18 protein-coding genes and 5 pseudogenes are annotated in these 23600 nt (G+C 70.2%); 12 read left to right on the plus strand and 11 right to left on the minus strand.

Translation table 11 applies throughout. The features are described from left to right. Positions 1-47: 47 nt before the first annotated feature. A complete protein-coding gene (locus K7B10_RS00410) occupies positions 48-1331 on the plus strand; it encodes a PP2C family protein-serine/threonine phosphatase (protein WP_229333951.1) in 1284 nt (427 codons plus the stop codon). A gap of 85 nt (positions 1332-1416) precedes the next feature. Here K7B10_RS00410 and K7B10_RS00415 read toward each other — a convergent pair whose 3' ends face one another. Then, entirely contained in the window at positions 1417-2046 is a 630-nt protein-coding gene (locus K7B10_RS00415; RefSeq protein WP_229333952.1) for a hypothetical protein, read from the minus strand. 420 nt (positions 2047-2466) lie between these two features. Here K7B10_RS00415 and K7B10_RS00420 point away from each other — a divergent pair, with 420 nt between their 5' ends. Continuing rightward, entirely contained in the window at positions 2467-2991 is a 525-nt protein-coding gene (locus K7B10_RS00420; RefSeq protein WP_229333953.1) for a peptidylprolyl isomerase, read from the plus strand. A gap of 750 nt (positions 2992-3741) precedes the next feature. Here the strand turns inward: K7B10_RS00420 and K7B10_RS00425 are convergent. From K7B10_RS00425 to K7B10_RS00440, 4 genes and pseudogenes are all read right to left on the minus strand, one after another. Then, positions 3742-4407, minus strand: coding sequence for a response regulator transcription factor (locus K7B10_RS00425; protein ID WP_229333954.1), 666 nt, complete (start codon positions 4405-4407; stop codon positions 3742-3744). Continuing rightward, on the minus strand, positions 4404-5597 hold the full coding sequence (locus tag K7B10_RS00430; RefSeq protein WP_372481343.1) for a sensor histidine kinase: 1194 nt from the start codon (positions 5595-5597) through the stop codon (positions 4404-4406). The genes K7B10_RS00425 and K7B10_RS00430 overlap by 4 nt, the downstream gene beginning before the upstream one ends. 20 nt (positions 5598-5617) lie before the next feature. Then, the gene (locus K7B10_RS00435) at positions 5618-6142 is read right to left on the minus strand and encodes a hypothetical protein (RefSeq protein ID WP_229333956.1); all 525 of its coding nucleotides are present in this window, start codon (positions 6140-6142) and stop codon (positions 5618-5620) included. 324 nt (positions 6143-6466) lie between these two features. After that, positions 6467-7121, minus strand: a pseudogene (locus K7B10_RS00440) (IS701 family transposase); the annotation flags it as partial. Between the two features lie 493 nt (positions 7122-7614). Between K7B10_RS00440 and K7B10_RS00445 the strand changes: the two are divergent. From K7B10_RS00445 to K7B10_RS00460, 4 genes and pseudogenes are all read left to right on the plus strand, one after another. Beyond that, a complete protein-coding gene (locus tag K7B10_RS00445; RefSeq protein WP_229333957.1) occupies positions 7615-8331 on the plus strand; it encodes a hypothetical protein in 717 nt (238 codons plus the stop codon). Between the two features lie 1164 nt (positions 8332-9495). Beyond that, positions 9496-9888, plus strand: a complete 393-nt coding sequence (locus K7B10_RS00450) for a hypothetical protein (protein WP_229333958.1) — start codon at positions 9496-9498, stop codon at positions 9886-9888. Between the two features lie 527 nt (positions 9889-10415). Continuing rightward, positions 10416-10961 (plus strand): annotated as a pseudogene (locus K7B10_RS00455) (DUF5753 domain-containing protein); the annotation flags it as partial. 275 nt (positions 10962-11236) lie between these two features. Further along, on the plus strand, positions 11237-11578 hold the full coding sequence (locus tag K7B10_RS00460; protein WP_229333959.1) for an STAS domain-containing protein: 342 nt from the start codon (positions 11237-11239) through the stop codon (positions 11576-11578). Here the strand turns inward: K7B10_RS00460 and K7B10_RS00465 are convergent. Next, positions 11527-11912, minus strand: a pseudogene (locus tag K7B10_RS00465) (hypothetical protein); the annotation flags it as partial. The gene K7B10_RS00460 and the pseudogene K7B10_RS00465 sit on opposite strands and share 52 nt — an antisense overlap. A 279-nt stretch (positions 11913-12191) precedes the next feature. Here K7B10_RS00465 and K7B10_RS00470 point away from each other — a divergent pair. After that, complete coding sequence (locus tag K7B10_RS00470; protein WP_229333960.1) at positions 12192-13865, plus strand: serine/threonine-protein kinase; 1674 nt, start codon at positions 12192-12194, stop codon at positions 13863-13865. On the opposite strand, the gene K7B10_RS00475 is transcribed toward K7B10_RS00470, so the two are convergent. Beyond that, positions 13751-14461 carry a hypothetical protein gene (locus K7B10_RS00475; RefSeq protein WP_229345766.1) on the minus strand — a complete coding sequence of 237 codons (711 nt, stop codon included), beginning with the start codon at positions 14459-14461 and terminating at the stop codon, positions 13751-13753. The two genes, K7B10_RS00470 and K7B10_RS00475, sit on opposite strands and share 115 nt — an antisense overlap. Before the next feature lie 7 nt (positions 14462-14468). Beyond that, a pseudogene (locus K7B10_RS00480) lies at positions 14469-14939 on the minus strand (FAD-dependent oxidoreductase); the annotation flags it as partial. Positions 14940-15155: 216 nt separating this feature from the next. Between K7B10_RS00480 and K7B10_RS00485 the strand changes: the two are divergent. Further along, positions 15156-16142 carry an NAD-dependent epimerase/dehydratase family protein gene (locus K7B10_RS00485; protein ID WP_229333961.1) on the plus strand — a complete coding sequence of 329 codons (987 nt, stop codon included), beginning with the start codon at positions 15156-15158 and terminating at the stop codon, positions 16140-16142. Between the two features lie 258 nt (positions 16143-16400). Beyond that, a pseudogene (locus tag K7B10_RS00490) lies at positions 16401-16631 on the plus strand (transposase); the annotation flags it as partial. 18 nt (positions 16632-16649) lie between these two features. On the opposite strand, the gene K7B10_RS41785 reads toward K7B10_RS00490, so the two are convergent. Both K7B10_RS41785 and K7B10_RS00495 read right to left on the minus strand, forming a co-directional pair. Then, positions 16650-17267 carry a ParB/RepB/Spo0J family partition protein gene (locus K7B10_RS41785; RefSeq protein WP_443735280.1) on the minus strand — a complete coding sequence of 206 codons (618 nt, stop codon included), beginning with the start codon at positions 17265-17267 and terminating at the stop codon, positions 16650-16652. A 90-nt stretch (positions 17268-17357) separates the two neighbouring features. Beyond that, positions 17358-17639, minus strand: a complete 282-nt coding sequence (locus K7B10_RS00495) for a MerR family transcriptional regulator (RefSeq protein ID WP_229344664.1) — start codon at positions 17637-17639, stop codon at positions 17358-17360. A gap of 243 nt (positions 17640-17882) precedes the next feature. Here K7B10_RS00495 and K7B10_RS00500 point away from each other — a divergent pair, with 243 nt between their 5' ends. Beyond that, positions 17883-18221: a MerR family transcriptional regulator gene (locus tag K7B10_RS00500; protein ID WP_229333962.1), complete on the plus strand. Its 339-nt coding sequence runs from the start codon at positions 17883-17885 to the stop codon at positions 18219-18221. 961 nt (positions 18222-19182) lie between these two features. On the opposite strand, the gene K7B10_RS00505 is transcribed toward K7B10_RS00500, so the two are convergent. Continuing rightward, the gene (locus K7B10_RS00505) at positions 19183-20058 is read right to left on the minus strand and encodes a DUF1206 domain-containing protein (RefSeq protein WP_229333963.1); all 876 of its coding nucleotides are present in this window, start codon (positions 20056-20058) and stop codon (positions 19183-19185) included. 922 nt (positions 20059-20980) lie between these two features. Between K7B10_RS00505 and K7B10_RS00515 the strand changes: the two genes are divergently transcribed. Beyond that, complete coding sequence (locus K7B10_RS00515; protein ID WP_229333964.1) at positions 20981-22204, plus strand: PP2C family protein-serine/threonine phosphatase; 1224 nt, start codon at positions 20981-20983, stop codon at positions 22202-22204. An 851-nt stretch (positions 22205-23055) separates the two neighbouring features. Beyond that, positions 23056-23577 (plus strand): hypothetical protein, encoded by a 522-nt coding sequence (locus tag K7B10_RS00520; protein WP_229333965.1) that lies wholly within the window; start codon positions 23056-23058, stop codon positions 23575-23577. The last annotated feature ends 23 nt before the right edge of the window (positions 23578-23600 follow it).

Consider the following 23600-nt stretch of genomic DNA (forward strand, 5'->3'; position numbering starts at 1 on the left):
CGGGCAGCGAGGAAGAGTCTGGACGGCCGGGCATTCCCGACAGGCCGATGGCGTTGCGGCTGGATACCCAGCTGGAAGAGATCGCGGAGAAACTACGGGAACTGGGGCGGGCGAAGGGCCGGCTGGAGGGCTTGCTGGACGCAGTCCTGGCCTTGAGCCGAGAGGAGGATCTTCCCGCGGTGCTGCACCGCGTCGTCACCACCGCCATGGAACTGACCGGCGCCCGCTACGGTGCGCTGGGCGTCCTGGACGAGTCCGGCCAGGAACTGGCGCAGTTCATCACCGCCGGCCTGTCGACGGCAGAACTCGAGGACCTGGCGGGGACGGAGTTCCCCCGAGGACGCGGCGTGCTCGGGCACCTGATCCGCCACCCCAAGCCCCTGCGCGTCGAGAACATCGCCTCGCACCCGGCCTCGGTCGGCTTTCCCCCCGGACACCCGCCCATGCACACCCTTCTGGGCGTCGCCATCAGCGTCCGCGGAACGATCTACGGCGACCTCTACCTTTCCGAGCGGACAGACGGCGCCCCCTTCGACCAAGACGACGAGGCCATCGTCCTCACCCTGGCCGGAGCCGCTGGCATCGCCATCGACAACATGCGCCTGCTCGAACAGCACCGCGAGAGCGCCGAACGCTTCCAACGGCTGCTGCTCCCCACCCTGCCCGACCTGCACCCTTTCACCGGCGCCGCCACCTACCGACCCGCCACCGCCCCCGGCCACCTGGGAGGTGACTGGTACGACGCCATCTGGCTCCCCGACAACACCTGCGCCGCGGTCATCGGCGACGTCGTCGGCCACGATCTGCACTCGGCCGCCGCCATGGCCCAGACCCGCAGCATGCTGCGCGCCCTGCTCTACGACCATCTCACCCCACCCAGTGCCGTCCTACACCAGCTCGACCGCACCCTCAACGCCCTCACCGACCTGCCCGTCACCACCGCCTGCCTCGCCCGCATCGAACCCGCCCACCAGGGCTGGACCCTGCACTGGAGCACCGCGGGCCACCTTCCCCCGCTGCTGATCGCCCCCGGCCATCGGGCGCGATACCTCCAGGCCGAGCCGGGCCTGCCTCTCGCGGTCGGCGTCGAGCAGCCCCGCCCCGACCACACTCATCCCCTTCCCGCTGGCGCCATCGTGGTCTTCTTCACCGACGGCCTCATCGAGCACCCCGCCCACAGCATCGACGACGGCCTGGCCGCCCTCGCCGAACTCGCGACCCTCCACGCAGGCCTCCCCCTGCAGGACTTCGTGGACACCCTGGCCGACCACCACCCCAGTGACGGCCACGACGACATGGCCATCCTCGCCCTGCGTACCCCGGAAGCCTGACGCGAGGAAACCCGCAAGCCCGCCGGTCAGCCCTGGAATGGCTCCGCTTGCCGCAGTGGGCGGGAGGAGCTGTTGAGCTGGGTCATCAGCTCCCGGTTGGTCGCCCGCGCAGCCTGGAGGTCCTCGTCACGTTCGGTGAGCCGGTCTCGGAGCTCGGCCACCTGTTGTTCGAGGTCGTTGATCTTCCTCTGGAGAGCCCCGGTGTCGTTGGGAGCACCAAGGCCGGTGGCGCTCCAGGCGTCCTGTCCGAAAGCTTCGGACAGACGTGTTCGAGCCGGTTCACGTGCCGTGCGAGGCGGGTGTTGCGGTCGGTGAGGTTGGCCAGATCGGCCAGCAGTGACGGTCGGCTGACCTGCGGCTTTTCGGGCCCCTCCTGTGGTTGTGCGGCCCGGCTCAGGACGGCTGCGTGCAGATCGCTGTGCCGGTAGATCAAGCTGCGATGGACGCCCGCCAGGCGGGCGACGGCGGCCTCCCGTCCGACGCGGGCGGCAATCCGCTCCAGCACCCCGGCGGCGCGCAGCGCGGCCAGCGGCGCGTCCGCGGCCGTGGCGGCCAGCTGCTCGGTGATATCGACCAGGAGGGCGGCCAGAGGCTCCGGCAGGCGTGCCGCCTTGTCGCGGACGAGGGACAGGCGCGCGTTGCAGTCCGCGAGCGGTCCGGTGAGGTCGACATCCGCCTCGTACGGGGGCTGGTCGCCGACCGCGCCCCAGTCCACGGCATACTCCGCAGCGCCCCGCCAGCCACACGCGAACCCCGCCCTCAGCGCCTCGACACGCGTGCGGCCGCTGCCCGGAGGCCGCCATCAGGTCCAACCACCGGTCCTGGGGCAGCGACCCTCGCCTGGCCTCCTGTCGTCAACTACTCCCGCGGACCAAACCCACGCCCTAGACTGCGACCGCTCCAGGACTCATCAATAATCGGGAGGGCGTGCGAGATGAAACGGGCTCTGATCAGCACATTCGCGGCCGTGGCGTTAGTCGTGTCCGGGGGAAGTGCGGCAACCGCTTCCGACGGCGCTCCGCCGCGCACGACGCACGGCCCTTGCCAGTACACACAGACCCCGGACGAGCCGCCGGCGCGCTCTGTTCCGCTGCCGCCCGACCCGCGGCGCACCCCCAGTCGTGGCACGGTTGACATGGCTGTTCCGACCAGCCAGGGCCCGCTCCCGCTGCACTTGGACCGGGCCAAGGCGCCGTGCACGGTCCAGAGTTTCCTGCACCTGGCACGGCATGGGTTCTACGACCGAACGGTGTGCCACCGTCTGACGGCGTACCCGACGCTGAAGGTCCTGCAGTGCGGCGACCCGACCGGTACCGGTGAGGGCGGACCCGGGTACAAGTACAAGGACGAGCTGCCGGTGGACCTGCCACCCGCACCGACCGATCCGACCGGCGCACGCCGCCTGTACGGGCGCGGCCTGCTGGCGATGGCCAACGCCGGTCCGGACACGAACGGCTCACAGTTCTTCGTCGTCTACGGCGACTCCGCACTGCGCCCGAACTACACGGTGTTCGGCACGGTCGGCCCCGACGGCCTGACCACACTCGACAAAACCGCCGCCGGAGGAATCAAGCCGACCGCGGAGGACCCGGCACCGGTCGACGGCACACCCGTACTGCGGACCGAGCTGCTCCGCGTCAGCCCATCCTGTCGGCATTGACGCAATCGCGACGGAGCCGCGGCCGCGCAGCCTGCCGGCCTCGTCCCGGCCGCCGCGGTGGCCTCTCCACGGGGTGCCCGCCCCCGTCCAACCACCCTCCTCCCTGCACCGCAACTGGAGCAGGGCTTGCAGAGTTGACCCGTTGGGCCAGGTCCGCGCTCAGCCACGGAAGAGATGCGATAGGCGTCCCGACGGGTCAGGGTGAGGCGGGCTCCGCGGCGTGCCACGGAGGTGTCGGCGTACCGTCGGGATTCAGGCCATAGGGCCACAGCCTGTCGAGTACTTGCCGTAGCCAACGGCTCCGTACCAGGTCACGTTAGATGGCCCGCCGGGCCAGGGTTTCGGCGCCGTTCCGGTTCCCGGCCTCCTCTCGCATCACGACCAGGCGGCCCGCGGCGTAGGTGTCGCCGTGGTGGGCGGCCCGCTCGAGCGAGGCTTCAGCGTCCTTCCGGCGCCCGGCCCTCCCCAGCAGCAGAAGGCGCCAACCGGGCAGAGAGACAGGTGTGGGGCGCCGTCGACTACGACGGCGCCCCACACCTGTCTGCGATGGAAACCCTGTTCACGCCTCTACAACCGAGGCCGGGCTGCTATCCGGCAGCTGGAGCGGTCCTGCTCCACCTCGTCGAGCAGCCGCTCCAGCTGCCGGATCGCACGGACGAGCGCCGGCAATCGTCAGCGGCTGCCCATGAGGGTGTGAAGCCCGGCGTTCACACCGGGGCGCACCTTGCTCGATGCGGCACGAGTGACAGGTCAGGCCAGGCCCGAGGCGATGGCGCGCCGGACGGCGTCCGCGCGGTCACGGATCCCGGCCTTGGCGAACAGGTTGTTGATGTGCGTCTTGACCGTGGCCTCGCTGATGAAGAGCCGCTCGGCGATGCCCCGGTTGGGCAGGCCCTGGCCGATCAGGGCGAGGACCTCGCGTTCGCGGGGGGTGAGGTCCTCGGGCAGGGGCCCGTCGAGCGAGGGCGCCTTCGTCCTGACGGTGGCGAGGAGGCGGTCCTGGACCTCGCGGTCGAGTACGGACTGACCGGCGGCCGCAGCCCGGATCGCGCGGGTGATGTCCTGGCGTCCGGCGTTCTTGGTCAGGTAGCCGCGGGCTCCCGCACCGAGCGCGCCAAGAATCGAGTCGTCGTCGGCGAAGGTGGTCAGGACGACCACCGCGACCTCCGGGTGCTCTCCGGCCAGCCGGCGGGTCGTCTCGATGCCGTCCATGACGGGCATCCTCAAGTCCATCAGCACCACGTCCACCGGGCCGGCGGCGACGGCCGCCAGCACCTCGGCGCCGTTCGCCGCGGCCGCGACGACCTCGACGCCCTCGGCCAGGGCGAGGACCGCGGCGAGGGGCTCGCGGACCGCGGCCTGGTCGTCGGCGACGACCACCTTCAACTGCTGTTCCTGCGCTACGTCTCCGGTCATTGCGGGATCACTGCCTCCACTTGCCAGTCACCTTGGTGCGGACCCTCGGTGACCGGGCTCGCCGTGAGCGTTCCCCCCAGCTGGGCGACGCGTTCACGCATGCCGATCAGTCCCATCCCACTGCCCTCGCCCGGGACTGCCGGGCGGGTGGCGGGACGGTTGCGGATTCTCAGCGCGGTCGATGCCCGGGCGAACGCCAACTCGACTGAGACGGCTCCCCCGGGTGCGTGCCGGGCCGCGTTGGTCAGGGCTTCCTGGGCTATTCGCAACAGGCTCCGCACCACCTCGGCGGGCACCTCGCGCACGGCCCCGGTGACGGTGAGTGCGTCGCGGTGACCCGAGGACGCGAGCATCGAGGCGAGGGTCTCCCGCAGCGGAAGCGCGTCCTCGCGCAGGGCGTGCACGGTCCACTGCGCTTGCTTCAGGCTCTCCTTGACGAGGCTGTGGGCCTTGGCGTGGGCCTCTCGGACCTTCTCCAGGTCCCCCGTGTCGATCAGCGCGTCCGCCAGCTCCAACTGCATGTTGATCCCGGCGAGGGAGTGCGCCAGGACGTCGTGCACGTCCCGGGCGATCCGGCCCCGTTCGGTCAGCACAGCGGTGCGTGCCTCGGCGCGGGCGGCGCGTTCGGCCGACTCGGCGGCGTCGATCGCCGCCCGTACGGCCTGCCGCTGACTGCGGTTGACGATTCCGATCAGGACCGGGGCGCCGGTGGTGAGGCCGAACACCCACGGCAGCACCTCGTGCCCCGGTCCCAGGCACAGGTACAGCACGGCACCGCAGAGCAGGCTGCAGAACCCTGCCACGACGAGGGCCTGCCGGGTGTCCAGCCGGTATCCGATGTGGCCGGCGAGGAAGAAGGCGAAGAGGTAGCCCGTTCCACTGCTGCTCAGGCCGATCAAGGCGGCCGCCGCGCCGACCCCGAGCGTGAGCCAGACCATGGCGAGGCGCGGCGGGACCTTGTGCTCGGGCAGCCGACGGGCCAGCAGCGCGGCGGAGTTGACCACGACCAGGGCGGCCACGGCCAGGCCCCGGCCGCTCAGCCCCACGGGCCGGATCGTCAGGACTCCCACGACGACGACCGCGAGGGAGACCACCCATTGCACGCGCGGGTCGTACCCCGGTACGGGGCGCGTGCCCGCACCTCGGGCGGTGTCGTCGCCGGGGTGCGGGGCGCTCTGGTCTGCGGGCACAGGCCGAAGATACGGCACGTTCAGACCGTGGTGCCGAGCACGGGCCGGGTCGGGGCTGTCCGTACCGCCCGGCTGCGTACGTAGATCGTGGCCACCCGGGTGACGACCTCGGTGATTGCCATGAGGACGAAGGCCGTGACCCACGCCTGCCCGCTGGTGATGTGGTGCGCGAGGCTGAAGCGGGCGACGTCGTCGGCGCCGCCGCCGTGCTCCACCCACGTCTGGAAGCCCATCCGGGCCCCCATGCCCGCGATCCAGAGGACCGCCGACACGGCGCCCGCCTTGATCAGGAGATCTCCGTCGAGCGTGCGAATGCGGGTGTAGATCCCGCCGGCGATGCCCAGCACGGCGCCCACCGCCGTCAGGGCCCCGATCAGGACGAGGTCGTTGCCGGCGGTGGGGACGGAGTCCAGGTACGAGTACCCCACGAAGGCCACGATCGCCAACGGGAGCAGGAAGGTCTTGTGGTCGAGACGGCCCTCCCGCAGCTGCCGGAAGACGATCAGGACGAGAGCGATGTCGGTGATCCACTCGGTTGCTGTCATGTCCTCCAGACTGCTGCGGCGCCGTTCGCCGCGCCTGGACCCGAGGGTGGAGAAGGGGGTGGAGATCCGGCACGGGCGTCCCCGTCCGCCAGATCGGCGCCATGGTCGTCCGAGGCACACGACGGATCCGGCCGGAGCGGACGTCAGGCGACGGGACGGGCGTCAGGCGTCGTGCGTCAGTCGTCAGGCGGCGGACGACGGTCCGGGCCACAGGATGCCGGCTCCCACGGCGCCGGCCGGCGCTGGTGGACCCGCGCGGCCGCCGAAGCCCGCGCCACCCGGCCCGCGCGGTACCAAGGCCGCACCCCGGGCACCAAAGGACCGCACGCCCCGCCGCACCACGCCCGATACGGCCCGGAAGTGTGCGTTGGTGCCGTAGGCGGCGTCCGCCACCACGGCCGGAGGCCGCATGTCCCACTCGGCCAGCGTGTCGAGCATGTCCAGGGCCAACCGCCATTTCTCACGGTGTGTGACCTCGGACGGGACGCGTGTGGATGTCCTTCGATCGTTGTCTTCTTCCCATGACCGAGGCAGGAAGAGTCTCCACTGCAGCGGGCAGGAGGCAGTGTCCGGCGCGGCATGGACGCTGACCGCGACCTGGCAGTTGGCTCGTTCGCCCAGGGCACCGCAGTACTGCGGGGCCACCCCGACCGATATTTTTCTGTTTTTGGGTAGCGACACATCGTCGATCACCCAGGCCGTCGGAGCGATGAGCGGCAGCATATGCTCGCAGATCCGGCGCTGCACCGGCACCGGATCCCCAGGTGGACTGGTTCACGAACTGCTGCAGGTTCTGCTCGTTGCCGTCCGGCAGCCGGGCCGCCATGGCCTGGATCGACTTACGCCGGTCGTCCAGCATCAGTCCCCGCAGGTAGCAGTCGCTCTTGGCCCGCTGGTCCTTGCGCCTCAGAGAGGCGAACACGTGAGCCACATACGACACCAACCCAGCCCGCACACGGCCCACTTCGCGTGCATCCACACATTCGGCATGTCCGCCACGAGCAGCCCGAACCGCAAGGCCTCACGGAGTCCCACTAACGACTTGTCGAAGCCCTCATGCACGACGACGGTGGAGACGCTGCGCATCAGCACCTGGAAAGGCATCTCGCCCGGCTGCTGCACGGGCGCGGCCCGGTTTCCGGCAGAGAAGCGGATCTTCGTATCAGCCTAACGAGTCGGCCCCGCCCCGACACGACCCAGCCACCCGAAGAGACCGAGGCGGATCAACCTGATGGAAATCGCCCCTGCGGACGCCGAAGTGCCATGCGGCCTGTCCTGGCCGAGGGGACGTGCCGTCGAGCAGGGCGGGCAGGTTCCGGCGGCGAGCGAGGGCGGCCACCCGGTCTGGGTGGACGTCGGGGAACTGTCCCTGTCCTGCCTCATGGGTATGGCAGGCGCCCGGGCGGGAAGGCGGTGAACGGCCCCGGGGGCTGCTGGACTGGAAGAACGACCCGACGAAGAGGACCGACGTCATGACCCGCACCCGCGCCGATGCCCGCACCGCACACCCCCGGCACGAGCGTCGCGGGGAGGCACGCCTGCCCGCGGTGATCGCCACTCTCGTCGCGATCGGGCTGTACCAGGTCCTGCCGCAGCAGCTTCTGATCGGCCCGCGATACGTACTGCTCGCACTGGAGCTGCTACTCCTCGTACCGTTGATCGCGATCAATCCCAGACGGCTCACCCGTCAGACCAGGCTCTCCCGTGTCCTGTCCCTGACGCTTGTCCTGGTCATCGCGGCGAGCAACCTGGTCTCACTGGGAATCCTGATCCACGACCTGGTCTCCACCAGCGTGAAGGATGGAGGCTCCCTGCTGACAGCAGCGTTCCAGGTGTGGCTGACCAACATCATCGTCTTCGGCCTCGCCTACTGGGAACTCGACCGGGGCGGCCCCGTCAGCCGGACCCAGACCCCCCGCGCCGAGCTGCCGCTGGCCGACTTCCGCTTCTCCCAGGACGAAAACGACGACGCCGTCCAGGAAGTCGCGGACGGTTCCAGCGTCACCTCCGACTGGGTACCCACCCTGATGGACTACCTGTACGTGTCCGTCACCAACTCGACCGCCTTCAGCCCGACCGACACCATGCCCCTGTCCACCCGAGCCAAGATCATGATGAGCGTCCAGAGCGTCGCCGCCCTGATGACCTCACTCCTCGTCATCGCCCGCGCGGTCAGCATCCTCCACTAGTGCCGTGAGCCAGCGGCATGGAGCAGATCACGGCGTTGGAGTGGTGAGCACCCCAGCGCGATAGCCCTCAGCAGCGGGACGGGAACCGGCTGGACCCGCGGAGCCTGGTTCGATTCCTCATGGAGGTGGAGTGCTCCGCGAGACGACCACGGCCGCTACGGAGCGGCCGAGGCAGACATCGAGTGTCTGGCTCCTGGTGCAGCCCATTTACCAGGTGTGCAGGCGGCTGTTGGGCCGTCCTGGTGACCGACGCTCTCGTCGTTGAACCAGTAGTCCCCCGCGGCCAGGTACCGGAAGGAGTGCGTGCTCTCGGCCGGCAGCTCGACCGTGACAGCCCGCTTACCGTCCCTGCGCGGGCGCAGGGTGCGGACGCCAGGCTGCCATTCGCTGAAGTCGTCCACCCCACGGACCGGCCCGGGCGGAACGTCGGCGGGAAGGATGAGAGCGACCTCGGTGCGTCCTTGCGCAGCAAGCGCTCCAGCATGGGGATCGGCTCCTGACGGCGAAGGCGGATGGAATACGGCCGTCCTGCGCACCGGACCCGAAGGCCGCACTCCGGCGCATCCACACCCGGGCCGACGTCACTCTTCGCGACGATACGTCGAGACGTGACACTCCGTGTCAGCGTGGGTGGCAGGAATCCGTACCCCCGCAGCAGGGAGTCACCGTCATGGGCGGTATCCAGGACAAGCGGCAGGAACCGGGCAAGGGCCGCAAGGAGCAGCAGCGCCCCCACGGGCCCGGCCAGGACCCGGCCCACCCGAGCCCGGCGCCCCGTCCCGCGGCAAAAGCCCCGATGAGAGCAAGCGCCGCGAGGACGACCCCACCACGAGGAGCGCGACCTGCGCGAAGAAGAGTTCTGACCTGCACGGCACCCCACGCACGCACAGCCCGGCCAGGCGCTCCGAGGCACCCCGGCCGGAGTCTGTCACGCCACGCAGGCAGGCCCTGGCCTGGTCCGGACTGAACACCGCCGACGAACCACAGCCGGCACCACGGCCGCGGAAAGAAGGAGCGCGTGCCACAGACGCGGCCAGGGGCGACCGGGTGCAGATCCGCCAAGGTCGACACGAACGCCTGGACGAATGGTGGGACGATGGCAGTACCAGCGGTAGAGGCGTTCGTACCCGTGCGCCCATCCCGAGACAGACAGCAGGCCAGGCCATGACGAAACAGCCGAAGCCATCCCAGCCCACCCACGGCAAGGGTCCCAGCCGTTACGAGGGCACCAAGCAACACGGCTGGTCACCGGATGTGGACGAGACCCATCAGCAGGACAACCCGAGCGCCCACCGCTCCTTCCACCCAGACAAGTACGCACCCGCCAAGGGCCCCGAGCCGGCCGTGTCCACGGAAGAAGAGGCGGGCAACCCCCACGGCAACCCCGTCAAGAGCCGGGGCAGGCGCGGTGAGGAGCAGAACAAGGGCTCCGGAAACAAGGGCATGCACGACCTCGGCCGCCGAGGCCGCTCCCAGCGCCCCAGCGGAACCAAGGACGCCTCAGCCACCACAGGCATCAACCCCCAGGACCCGCCCGGCACACGCAGCGCCGGATAGCGACAGCACCCGAGCACCGCGCCAATCCGGTACGCATACCCCTCGCGGGTCGACCACCACGGCCGCCGACAACACACGTCACCCAGCCGATGCGACCCGTGTCTGCTACGTAAACCCTTGGAAATCTGACCGCCTGCCCCCGGGGCGTCCTGGGCGTCCTGCTCTGCGCACTCGATGGCGTGCCGACGGGGTTGTGTGAGCTGTCGTTTGCCGGCTCGGAGGGCACGCGAAGGAACGAGCGCCTTCTGATTTTCCGGATGCCGCCGGACGCCGGCGGAAGACACCGACGTGGCAGGTCCGCTCCTGGCCATGCCATCCCACCCATTGAGCCCGTCGATGAACACCACGACCCGCCCCACACCGCCCGCAACCAACCGCACAGACCAACATCCTGCTCCCGGTCCGGACCCCGTCCCGGGCGCGCAGATCGTCAGGTCGGCCGGCCGCGCAAAGCCGGCTGTTGTGGGCCGCACGGAAGATTTCAGTGGCCGACACCGTGACCTGGGCGCTGAGACAGGAGGCGCCGGCTGCGCGCGGAGCTGCGCCGGCTCTGCCTGGCCCGTTGTCCGACCAGTACGCAGGTGGCCGAAGGCCTGTTGATCTCCCAGCCAAAGATCAGCCACATGGGGAACTGCCGCCGCGCCATCAAGCCCGTGATGTGCGGGACCTGTGCGGCCTCTACGAGGTCACAGACCCGCGGGTCGGCCCACCACCCGGCCCGGCCGTTCCGCTTGTGGGCCGTGCTGGATCAATCGGCACTGCGCCGCAGGGTCGCCAGCCCCAAGATCATGTGCGACCAGGTCGCGTACCTGAACCACCTCGGCGCGCAGCCCCAGATCACCGTGCAGGTCCTCCAGCGCGAGGCGGGCGCCCATCCGGGCGTCTCGGGACGGTCCTCCATCCTCGGCTTCCCGGGCGCCGCCACGGGGACGGTGCATCCGGAACGGTTCACCAGCGACCTCTCTCTGGAGAAACGATCCGACGTGCAGCACTACGGCCTTGTGCACAACCACCTTCAGGCCCAGGCCCTGACCCCTGAGGACACCCGCGACTTCATCACCCACGCCGCCGAGGTCCGATCGTCTCTTGCCAGCCGGTGGACAGCACGCGGTACGCAGAACGACTGGGCGTCGTCTGGACTGTGGCCGTGGCTTCTGGAACTGTGGGGGGGACAACCAGCCTGGTCTGGTGGGAGACCCCGCGCCGCCCCTGCGGCCATGTCAATGGCCAAGGCCTGGTGCGGGTGGTCTCGCTCGGCTGCGCGTGGCCCAACGCCGCGCGCTCAGCGGCCTTCTCTCCCGCATCGGCGGGCGACCGTGATGGGCTCGACCCCTGAACGGGGCGAACCATGAACGACGGCATCCGCGTCACCACGAGCCACGGTCCAGAAGGCACGGTCATCACGGTGGCCGGCGAACTGGACATGGACACCTGCCCGCCCCTGCACCAAGCCACCGCCGCCGCGGCGGCCAATGGCGCCCCCTTGCACCTGGACCTCGCCGGCGTGCCCTTCATGGACGTCAGTGCACTGCACCTGCTGCTCGACCTCCAGCGCGACTTCCAGCAGCGGCCGGCATCCTTGGCCATCAGTGGATTCCAGCGGCAGCCCACACGGCTCCTCACCCTCACCTCCAGCAATCACCTGCTCCGCTGCCCCCCGCCCCACAACCTCGTCTCTACGCTGGTGTGAGCGAAGTGCGTGACATCCGGCTCTCCGCCTCGGCGCTTCCGCGCCCGTGCGAGGTGGGCGAGCTCGTCGTGGAGGAGCCGGCCGGCCAGCGCGCCGCCGAACACGACGACGCCCACGCCGACCAGCCAGGACTGGATGACCGGGACGGTTCCGAACGGGCCGTAGGTGACAGCGCGCTGGATACGATCAGTGGTGAGAACACGAGCAGGGAGAAGAGCCTGAGGCCGAGCAGCCCGTTCATGGTGGCGACCGCCCCGGGCAGCAGGGTGGCCCGGGCGATGCGGCCGCCGAGCAGGAGCCGCTGGGACCACCAGAAGGACTGGGTGCCTATCAGCACCTTGACCACCCCGCGGGCCAAGGATTCGCGTCACAGGGGCGTGATCGCGGACAGGAGGAGGACCTCGCCACCGGCGTGAATGCATCGCCGCAGCCCCGCTAAGTTGAGAGCCTGTATCTGAACCCCGCCCGGACGTCCGACATCTGGCACGCACGCTTATCCGAACGGGAATCAGCCACAGGCTCTGACCGGCAGGGGAAGTTGCGTTCGGTAAAGTTCCGCGTGCGCCGGGCGGGTGCCGTGACCCGGGCCGAAATCGACTGTAGGGGAATCGAGTTGGACACCGTCTTTCATCCGCTGGAGGGCGACGATCCGCGGTCCGTGGCCGGATACCGCATCGCGGCCAGGCTCGGCGCCGGCGGCATGGGCAAGGTGTACCTCTCGTACACGCCGGGCGGACGGCCCGTCGCGATCAAGGTGATCCGGCCGGAGTTCGGCGAAGACGCCGAGTTCCGCCGCCGCTTCCAGCAGGAGGTGCGGGCCGCCGAGCGCGTGCAGGGGCTCTACACCGCGCCGGTGATCGACTCCGACACCGAGGGCCGCCGCCCCTGGCTCGCCACGGCCTACGTCCCCGGGCCCTCCCTGGCCGACGCCGTACAGCGCCACGGTGGGCTGCCCGTACCCACCGTGCTGCTCCTGGTCGCGGGCGTCGCCGAGGCCCTGCAAGTCATCCACGGGGCCGGCATCGTCCACCGCGACCTCAAGCCGTCCAACGTCCTGCTCGCCGGCGACGGGCCCCGCGTCATCGACTTCGGCATCGCGCGGGCCGCCGACGCGACCGCCCTCACCGGCAGCGGCGTCACCATCGGCACCCCAACCTTCATGGCACCCGAACAGGCCGCGGGCGATGCGGTCACCCCGGCCACCGACATCTTCGCGCTCGGCCAGGTCGCAGCGTACGCGGCGACCGGCCTGCCCGCGTTCGGCGAGGGCACCTCGCACGGCGTGCTCTACCGCATCGTCCACGAGCAGCCCGACCTCACCCGACTCCCGGCCCAGCTGCAGGAATTGGTGGCCCGCTGCCTCGCCAAGGACCCGGCGGCCAGGCCCTCGGTCGACGAGGTCCTCGCCCTGTGCCGGGCCGCCAACGGCGACACGCCGCTGCGTCGGCCCGAGGCCTGGCTGCCCGGTGCGGTCGCCGCCGACATCACGCTGCGCGCGGCGGCGCCCGCACCGCCCGAGGTGACCCGGGTTCCGGCGGCCCCGGCACCGGCGCCGCCCGGCCACACGCCGACGGTGACCGCCTCGCCCGCCGCGCCGCCCGCCGTCCAGGGCGCGTACGGACCGCCGACGCCGCCCCCGCCGGGCCCCTACGCCCAGCCATCGATGCCACCGGGCTACCCGCCCCGGCCGTCCGCGCCGGGCCGCCCCAACCGGCGGCCGGGCGTCGCCGTGGCGGTCGGGCTAGCCCTGGCGCTGCTCGCCGGCGGAGGCCTGTACCTCGTGAGCCGCAACTCCGGCACGGAAGAACAGGCCGCCGGGAAAGGGAAGAGGGCCTCGTCCACCCCGAAGGCCTCGCAGCCGCCGACCGGCGTGGCCAAGGCGCCGGAGCCGGTCACCCGCACGGGCATCAACCTGCCGGAAAACTACACCCTGAGGTTCGGCGACGGTGAGCTGCAGCCGCAGGAGTCGGGCGGCCCCGCCGGCGACCTGGAGTTCGCCGGACACTCGCTCCCGTACCGCGTGCGCACCCAGGCGGGCAACCACCTCGTGCTGCTCGACCCGGGGCAGGCCGGATCTCTGGACACCTGCCGCGACGAGACGCGCTTCGCCAACTACATCCCCCTGGACAAACTGTCCCCGGGCGCCCAGTTCTGCGTCCTCACCAAGGCGGGTCACATCGGCCTGATCACTTTCCGGGGACAGACGGCCAACACCGACCCCGCCTTCCACGTCACCCTCGACGCCACCGTCTGGCGCCGGGCGGTCGCGCCCTCGTCAGCGGAATGACCCGCCCGCCGCAGCCCGGTCAGATCTCCGTCGGAGGTACGGATTTCCTCCACGAGTGGCGACTCCACCACCGCCCGCAGGGCCACGGTCAGCCTGTGCCGGGGCGGTAGACGCGCACCCTGCGCTGCGCGACAGCCAGGCGCCCGCCCGCGAAGATCACGGGGCGGGTGCCGCCCTTGGCGGTAGCGGAGATGGGTGAAGGCGACCAGGCGGCCGCCGGCCTGGACCTGGTCCCCGAGGCGCAGTTCGGTGGGCGGCACGTCCACCGGCATCTTTCCCGCCGCGATCCGTAGCCCGTCCTGGCCCTCGTCTGCGGCGGGTGCGGCCGGTGGCGGTGCGGCCGGATCGCAGGCGACGGTACGGGCGATCCACTGAAATCCGGCCGCATCCGCCAGGCGCGCCACGAGGGGGGACGGGCAGAGGCCGACGGCGTGGCCGTGGGCCTGGCGCTCGCGGTCGAACATCGCCTGGCCGACGGCGTACTGGCCGGCAATGTTGATGAGCTTGGGAGTCACCGCCGCCCAGGCTTGAGCGGGGTGGGACGAAGAGCGTCGGATCGGGGCCTGCGCGGCATATTGGCTCTTCTCGGTGATCACTTTGATCCAGGTCCTGAGCCGTGTTGTGCTCGGAGTCGATCCCCGCAACCGCTTCACCTTCGAAAGTGGTGACCTCGGCGCTGCGGCGGAACAGGGGCTCGTACTCGGTGAGGGCGGCCCCGATGTCGTCGGGGTGGGCTGCGAGGGCCTTGCCGAGTTCGGCGCCGTCGAGCACGGCCAGGTTGGAGCCGTCGCCATTCGGGGGCGCGAGGTGGGCGGCGTCGCCGAGCAGGGTGACCCCCGGCACCCGGTCCCACCGGTGCCCGGTGGGCAGAGCGTACTGGGGGCGCAGGACCGGCGCCGTGTCGCCTTCGGCAATGAGAGCGGTGAGTTCCGGTGCCCAGCCGTCGAACTCGCGCGCGATCCGGGCGGTGGCCGTGGCGGCATCGGTGAAGTCGACGGCGGCGAAACAGTCCTGTGGCCTGGTCAGCGCCACGCAGGTGTGCTGGGTGTCGCCGTTCTCCCGGTGAGCGAAGATTCCGTCTGCTGTCGGCGCCGGTGGTGCCGGCACGGGCTCCTCGGGTCCTCGGGGTGGATATGACTTTGCCTTCCGGCGCGGCCACACATAGGGAACGGTGCGGCGACGGCCGCGGCGCACGCGCGGTACCCCCAAGGCCCACCCGGCAAGGAGGGCCCAGTACGCCCTCGGCGAAGCAAGTGCCCCCAGGCGCACGCAGCGTGTTTGGGTGAGTTGATGAAGATCTTGGTTCTGGGTGGAACAGCGTGGGTCGGCCGCGAGATTTCGCGGCAGGCGGTGGAACGTGGGCATCAGGTGACGTGTCTGGCACGTGGAAAGAGCGGCGCCGCGGCCAAGGGCGCGGTACTGATCGCCGCGGACCGGCATGATGCGGCGGCGTATGAAGAGGTCAGCGATCAGGACTGGGATGCCGTCGTGGAGGTGTCATGGCAGCCGGGCTTCGTCCGCGGTGCGCTGCGCGCTCTGTCCGAGCGGGCGGGACACTGGGCGTACGTGTCGTCGGTCAGCGCCTATGCCTCGCACGCCCAGCCGGGCGCTGATGAATCGGCGCAGCTGCTTACCGCCACGGAGCGAGAGGCAGTCGGCCACGACGAGTTCGGGCAGGCCAAGGTCGCCTGCGAGGAAGCAGCAGCCGCCGAACGGGGAGATCGGCTCCTTGTAGCGCGGCCAGGCCTAATCGGTGGGCCGGGCGATCACAGTGGCCGATCCGGGTACTGGGTCGCTCGCGCGGCCCGCGCGCCGCAGTCCCCGCTGCTCGTACCGGCATCTTCGGATGTTTCGACGCAAGTGATCGGCGCACAAGACCTTGCTGCCTGGCTGCTCGACTGCGCGGAGAAGGGGACGACCGGGACGTACAACGCGGTCGGGCCGACCATGGCACTCTCGGAGTGGATCACGCTGTCGCGGGAGATCGGCGGACACACTGGCCCGGTGGTGGAAGCGGAAGACGACTGGCTGCTCAAGCAGAAGGTGGTCCAAGCGATGGGGCCCGAATCGCTCGCACTGTGGGTGGCCGACCCGGAATGGGCCGGGTTCGGAGCCCGCAACGGCACCGCGGCGAACGCAACCGGTCTGCGGCACAGGCCCCGAGCACAACTGCTGGAGGCAACCTTGCGCTGGGAACGCGAGCAGGGACTTGATCGGCCCCGACGTGCCGGGCTCAGCACGGAGCGCGAGCGGGAACTCCTACGGACACTGAAGTAGCCATATGTGGTCGCCGGCCGCGACGGCGGCTTCGAAGGCGACTCCCGCCGGGGCCGCCGGCCTACCGTGCCCCAGGGGCGCCGCACCCCGTCGCAGCGAGCACCGGCGCAGCCGTCAGGACTAGCAGGGCTTTGTTAGGTGGTGTCGTAGGGCTGCCAGGTGGGTTGTCGGCAGGTGGGGCAGGTGCCGGTCCAGGTGGCGAGTAGGTGTTGGAGGAGGTCCGGGGCCTGGTAGAGGGTCAGGCCCTGGCAGGGGCTTTTGCTGTCGGACCTGCCGCGCAAGAACTGCTGGACGATCGCGGAGTGGGCCGGGGAAGCGACCCCTCACGGCATGCAGCACCTGCTGTGCCGGGCCTCATGGGACGCCGACGCGGTCCGCGACGACGAGGCCGCGGTTCTGGTCGTTTACGAGACCGGTGACCTGAGGAAGGGCACCCACACCGTCAGGGTCCAGCGCCAATTCACCCGCACGGCTGGGCGGATCGAGAACTGGACCGGATGCGATACGTCAAGCGGCCGCGGAAGGCGCTCGGAGCCGTGGCCCCCGCCGTCTTCCACGAGCGGCTGCTGGCCGACCTGCCTGGCTCTGCCTCGTGGGCGATCCCGTCCCGGACGATCTGCGGGTGGCTCCGTGCCGACGCAGCCGCATGAGGAGAGCCCAAGCCCAGCTTGCCGCTTCCTGTCGTTGCTCACTGGACATCTGTCCCACTCGGCGTGCGACCTCGACCGGGAGGGTCTTGTCTTCGACCGCCTGTTTCAGGTTGGGGGTGAGCTTCAGCAGCGCCATGTGCTGGGTTACCCAGCCACCGGATTTGCCGAGGGCTCGGGCGACGGCCCGCTGAGAGCCGTGCACTCCGACGAGCCGCTGAAGCGCCCTGGCTTCGTCCAGGGGATCGGGGTTCTCGTGCTGGACTGCGGCGATGAACGCGGTCTGGAGCAGTGTGTCGGCGTCTTCGGCAAAGGAGTCGTCGAGGGGGGGCTCGAAAGCACCGACGCTGCGGGACCTGCCGGAGACCCGGTGGACAACGTCCTGGACCTCCTGGATGTCCTGATGTCCTCCTGCCTCTTGGCCCGCGCGGACCCAGCCGGCAAGGAGGAGAAGCTGAAGGCCCTGCCGAAGCTGAATCCGGCGCCGGGCCGGGTGACGAGGGGCGGTTCCGGGGCAGCGTGCGGCTCAGGACCCGGGGTATCGTCCAGTGAGCTGGTCCTCGCCGTCTCAGGCTGCGGATGTCGGGTTCGCCGATTCGGCGGCGCGGCGGTACTCGGCGTTGATGCGCTGGGCCTCCTCGAGCTGGTCCTCGAGGATCACGATCCGGCACGCCGCCTCGATGGGGGTGCCCTGGTCGACGAGTTCGCGGGCGCGGGCGGCGATGCGCAGCTGGTAGCGGGAGTAGCGGCGGTGGCCGCCGGCGGAGCGGAGCGGGGTGATGAGGCGGGCTTCGCCGATGGCGCGGAGGAAGCCCTGCGTGGTGCCGAGCATTTCGGCGGCCCGGCCCATCGTGTAGGCGCCATCAGGATCGCCCGGGCGGAAGTCTGAGCCCGGGTACCGCAGGACATCGATAGTGAGGTGGTCTCCGGTCAAGCAACCGCGATCCCCGCATCACCCGTCCTTGTTCGGGCGGGTCAGCGGATACAGAAAGCCGGCGAAGTATCAGGGCCGGCAGATGGTGTAGCAGTTCCTTCGGGGCCCTGGTGCCGTACGGCACCAGGGCCCCTCCACGCGTTCCACGAGAGAGGTTCCATGACAGCAGACGCCTCGTTCAGCCGTCTCGACGACGACGACTACCCCGCCTACACGATGGGCCGGGCCGCCGAAATGCTCGGCACCACCCAGGGCTTCCTCCGCGCCATCGGAGAGGCCCGCCTCATCACCCCGCTCCGCTCCGCGGGCGGCCACCGCCGCTACTCCCGCTACCAGCTGCGCATCGCCGCCCGCGCCCGCGAACTCGTCGACCAGGGCACCCCCATCGAGGCCGCCTGCCGCATCGTCATCCTCGAAGACCAGCTCGAAGAAGCCCAGCGCATCAACGCCGAATACCGCCGGACCGCCGAATCGGCGAACCCGACAACCACACCCTGAGACGGCAAGGACCTGAGACCCTCCCGGGGTCGCGTGATCCAGATCCGGAAGGGCTGCCCCACCCGATCGTCTGCCCCGCCTGTCTCACCCCGCCGCGCCGCCCCGGAGGGCACCGCCCGAGAGCCTCAACGACCAGCCAGGGCCTGCGCCCGGTACAGCTCTTCCCGGCACGGGCCCCGCCGTGGCCTGGCCAACCTGTCCCGACTGGCCCGGGACTTCCGCCCTGGCCGCCGTCCCAACCCTGGGCTTGCAAGGACGCCACAACCGTGTCCTTGGCGACATCCACTGGTCCCACGCCAATACCGACCAGGCCGTCGCAGCGTTCGGAGCCAGCCGCGCCGAAGCCGAAGAAGACGGTGCCGCCGGCGCGCGCGCAATGATGCAGGTCCGCCTCGCCCTCTCACTGTCCTTCGCCGACCCGGACCGGGCCGGCGCCGAACTCTCCCTCGCCCACCAGCCGCGAAAGAGCCTCGACCAGAGGAGCTGGCCGCCGCCATCGGCCGCCTGCGCGAACTCACCGCGACCGGCGACTTCGCCTACTTCACCGACATCGCCCCCTTCATGGGCGGCCCGCCCCTGTCCGCTCCCACCACCACGCAGTGGATCGGCAGCCCCGACGCCGTCCCCGCCCGCTGGCAGCACCTCGTCCACACCCGATGTACCCGTACCGGCCGCTAGCCGCAGCCGCGTCGCGGCGCCGATCGGAGGCTCGTGTGCCCGGCCCACACACGGATCGGGGCCCGATTTCACCCTGGCTGGCTGTTCAGCCGCAGGGGCGTGAGGTCACTGGGTGTCGGTGCTCTTGCCCACGAGCGAGGACAGCAGCTCGACCATGGTCGCGTCGACCGTGCGCTGCTCGTCGATGAAGCCGTCGATCTTCCGCTCCAGGCCGTCCAGCCGCTAGGTCATATGATCCCGAACTCACGGGAGTCCTGAGCCGAGGTCTCTTCGAAGCGCCAAGTCAGGGCTGATCCGCCGAGGCATCGTGTTCGGGGGCCTTGCGCCAGCGGGCCTCGCAGAACGAATAGAGGCCGAACACCAGGAGGCCCAATGCCGCGGCGATCAGCAGCACCGGCCCCACGGGGGTAGCCGCGAACGATCGCAGCGTCTCGTCCAGGCCCTTCGCCTGGCTGGGGTCGAACCGCACCGCGGCAAGTAGGACGAACAGGCCCGTCATGACGGCGACGACGCCGCACGCCACGCCGCCGACGATGCCCAGACCCGCGACGATGCGCCGCGTCGTCGGGCTCATCTCGCCCGTACGGAGATTCTTCTCGAATTTCCGCATCAGGCTGCGCACCACGATCACCACGCCCACGATGGCCAGAACCGCCCCGAACACGCCGACGAGCACGCGCCCGAGGGGCCAGTTCAGCACCCTCGCGGTGTACTCCTTCGACGAGTCGTCGCCCGCGCGAGTCCCGGCGGACCCGCCGACCAGCGCACTCTGCACCACGCCGACACAGATCACGGCGTAGAAGACCGCGATGCCCAGGGAGCCCAAGCGCCGGGTCCATGTGTCACCACCTGCCGTCGCCTGCCCGAACACGGCCTCGGACAGCCGCCACAGTGCCATCGCCGCCAGGCCCACCGCCAGCGCCCACAGCAGTACCCGGCCAAACGACTGCTCGGCGATGGTCCGCACCGCTCCGGACCGGTCGGCCTCCTTGCCGCCGCTGTCGCCGCCGAAGCCGAGCCGTACCGCGAGGAGCCCGACCAAGACGTAGATCACACCACGGGCGCAGAGCCCGACCCGGGCCGCGACCTCCATAGCGCGGCTGTCGGCCACACGCTGCCCCTGGCTCTTGACCTGTGCGGCGTCCTTCTCGATCGCCATACCTGGCACCTCCCGTGCCCTGCTCGGATGTCGACACGGTGCGCACACCGAGCCGACGGGACCCGGCCCACCGTGCGGCGCCCTGTATGGATGGGAACGTTGCGGCAGTCGGTCTATCCCGCGCTGGGGGTGCCGGGAGGATCCTGGAGGACGACACCGGTAGTGGCGGAGGCGTCCTTGGTCCCGCTGGGACGCTGGGAGCAGCCTCGGCGGCCGGTGTCGTGCATCCCCCGGTCGCTGGAGCCCTTGCTCTGGTCCTCACCGCGGCTGCCCGTGCTCCTGGAGGGGTTGCAGTGGGGATTGCCCGATTCTTCCTCGGAGACGACGGTCCTACCGGGGCCCTGGGCGGGTGCGTACTTCTCGGGGTGGAAGGAACGGTGGGCGCTGGGGTTGTCCTGTCTGTCTGGTCTCGTCCACGTCCGGCGACCAGCCATGCTGGTCGGTGCCCGTGTGCGGGCTCGGCGCTTCACCGTGGGTGGGCTGGGAAGGCTTCGGCTGCCGCTTGGCCATGACTTGACCTGCTGTTCTGTATGCGGAAGGCGTAGGCCGCCTGAGCGCGTCGACCCTGCCGCCGATTACCCCTATTGTCCCACCGCAGGGCCCCAGACCGCCGTCCCACGGCCTGAGGAGCGGCGGCGGTCGCTCATGCGCCTCCAGTCGGTCTCGCGGTTCCCGATACGGATCCGATGCGGTACTCGCTACCGTTGGGAAGAGGTTTGCCGCGCGAGGCCCGCGGCGCTACCTTCCCCCTGCGATGTGACGCGTGAGGGCCGGCTCCGCCCGTGCCCGCACCCTCCTGCCTTCGCCGGACCCTGAGCGTGCACGGAAGCTGATCACGTCTCTGGCCGGGGCGCGCGGGGCTGCCGCAGTTGTGACTCTGTCTTCTCAGGTGAAGACGAATCCGTGACCGCTGGAGGCTGATGTGGCGCGTGACCGGATCGGACTGGCCGAGGTACTGGCCGCGGCGGAGGCCGCCGCGCCAGTGCGCTCCCTCAACGTCGTGGCGCACAATCTCCGCGACCGCTTCGACGCCCACTACGTGTCGTTTCTGTTCGTCGACGTCGTCGGCCGACGTCCGCTGAGGGTCAGCGACACAACGGCCACGAAGCTGGAGGATCGCGCCGAACAGGTCCCCCTCGTCGGCAGCGGCGTCTACGACCAGGTCCTGCGCACGCAGAAGCTGGTGCTGGCGCCGGACGGCGGCCACGGGCAGCGGGTACTCGCCCCGGTCAGCAACCGCGGGGACACCATCGGTGTCCTGGAGCTGTTCCTCACCCAGGGCACACCGGAAGTACTGGCACAGCTGGAGGAGGCAGGGCACGCTCTGGCGCACATCATCGTCACCGACCGCCGCTTCACCGACCTCTACCACTGGGGCAATCGCACCACCACCGTCAGCCTGGCCGCGGAGATCCAACGCCAGCTCCTGCCTTCCGGCCCGTCCTGCGAAGCAGCCGAGTTCGCCCTCGCCGGCGCCCTGGTCCCGGCCTCCGACATCGCCGGCGACACCTACGACTACAGCCTCGACAACGACACCCTGCACCTGTCCATCACCGACGCCATGGGCCACGACGTCAACGCCTCGCTCATGGCCACCCTCCTGGTCAACGCCTCCCCCGGCGCCCGCCGCGCCGGATGTGACCTCGCCGAACAGGCCCGCCAGACCCACCAGGCTCTCGTCGACCACGGCCACCACACCTTCGCCACCGGCCAGCTCCTGCGCATCGCCCTCGACGGAACCGGCTCCCAGCTTGTCAACGCCGGCCACCCCCTCCCCCTCCTCCTGCGCGACGGCACGGTCACCGAAGTGCCCCTGGCGGTGAACATGCCCTTCGGCGTCACCCACCATCAGGGCCGCTACCAGGTCCAGGACCTCAACCTGCGGCCCGGTGACCGCCTTCTGCTTCACACGGACGGCATGCAGGACCGCGAGGCCGACACGGTCGACCTGCCCGGTCTTCTGCGCAAGACCGCGGCCGAGCATCCGCGCGAGGTGGTGCGCACGCTGGTCGGCGCGGTAACCGGCGCGTACGACGGCCGGCCACCGAGCGACGACGCCACCGTCCTGTGCCTGGACTGGCGCGGACCCCATGACGGCAGTCGCAACGTGAATACCGGATCCCTGACCGACTACTGGACAGGTTGACGGGACCGCCGGAGCGCCGCAGACAGGGGCCGCCGCGACAGCCGGGCAGACGCCTGGTCGAGGTGTTGACGTGCTGCGGTTACCCATAGGCAACCGCAGCACGTCAAAACGCAACTCCGCTTGCCCCAGGGCGCGAGCCGAACCCGCCGACCTCGCTCCTCCTCCGCGACGCCGTCGAGGTAGGCATCGAGCGCAGCCAGGTCGGGTGCACCTCAGACCGGTCAACCCGGCCGACCCGAAGCGCGCCGCCCCAGAAGGCCACGTTCGTGGTTCGTGCATGCTCCGGGTTCGGGGGCTAGGAGCGTGTCTCAGTAACCGGCAACCCGCCTGTGTTCGTGATCATTGGTGCGGGATGATCTCGGCATGCGTGGTGGCGTCGGGGAATGGACCTCGCGAGGGCCGGACTCGCTCCGCCCCCGACCGCGAGGACTGCCGCCAGCCTGGACACCAGCAAACGCCGCATCCAGCGCATGGTGAGCATGCCTGCACGGTAGGGGTGCGCATCACCGGCTCCGGGTCAGCGATCCGGTAAGAATATTGGCGCCGCAAAACGCGTCCGACGCAAGATGGTTCGGCGTGCCCGGCGGACACCGTCGAGCCACGTCCACGGCGTATGCCCGCTCCCACGGGCCTATGTTCATGGGGTTCTCATCGACGAGACCACAGCCCCGAGCCGCCACGCCATCGAGTGATGCGCCTCAGCCAGGCGAGTGACAGCGGCCACCGCAGGCTGCTACCGGGCGGGCCGGTGTTCCAGGATCGGTGCCGCCGCCCTCTCCGGCGGAATGTGCATCGACCACGTCTGTGCCGTCCGATCGGCTCGACCACGCCTGTTCGAGGAGTCCCATCCCATGCGTTCACGCGTCATCGCCGTCATGGCCGCCGCGGTTGCGGCCACTGCCGCACTCGCGCAACCCGCCCACGCCGCCCCGCTCGTCGACGGGGTCTACCGGTTCGCGGCTCTCAGCGACGGCAAGTGCCTGGTCTGGCCCAAAACACACGCGAGTATCGGCATGGTGTCGCTGGGCGCCTGCACGGACAACGCGTCCACCTCGGCGAACTGGCAGGTACGGCAACGCCCCAACGGAACAATGGAAGTCTCCACGCCGGGTTCCAACCCGCGCACCTGCCTGAAGTTGACTGACGACTACAGAGTGATGGTCAACGACTGCGCTGACAAATACTCCGAGTGGACCGTCTCCTACGGCTCCGCCGGGCCCGGCAGCGTGGTGTGGGCCGACATCGAGCACACCCCCAGCGACCACTCCGGCTCGTGGGGGAAGCTGGTGGACAATCCCAACGTAACCGGTCGAATCGTGGTGAGGCAGGCCCCCATCGAACCGCACTACTGGGCATTGCAGCAGGTTAGCTAGGAGCGTATCTCAGTAACGGGCAA

Origin of the sequence: Streptomyces flavotricini (assembly GCF_020639365.1) — a bacterium.
Classification (GTDB): Bacteria; Actinomycetota; Actinomycetes; order Streptomycetales; family Streptomycetaceae; genus Streptomyces; species Streptomyces flavotricini.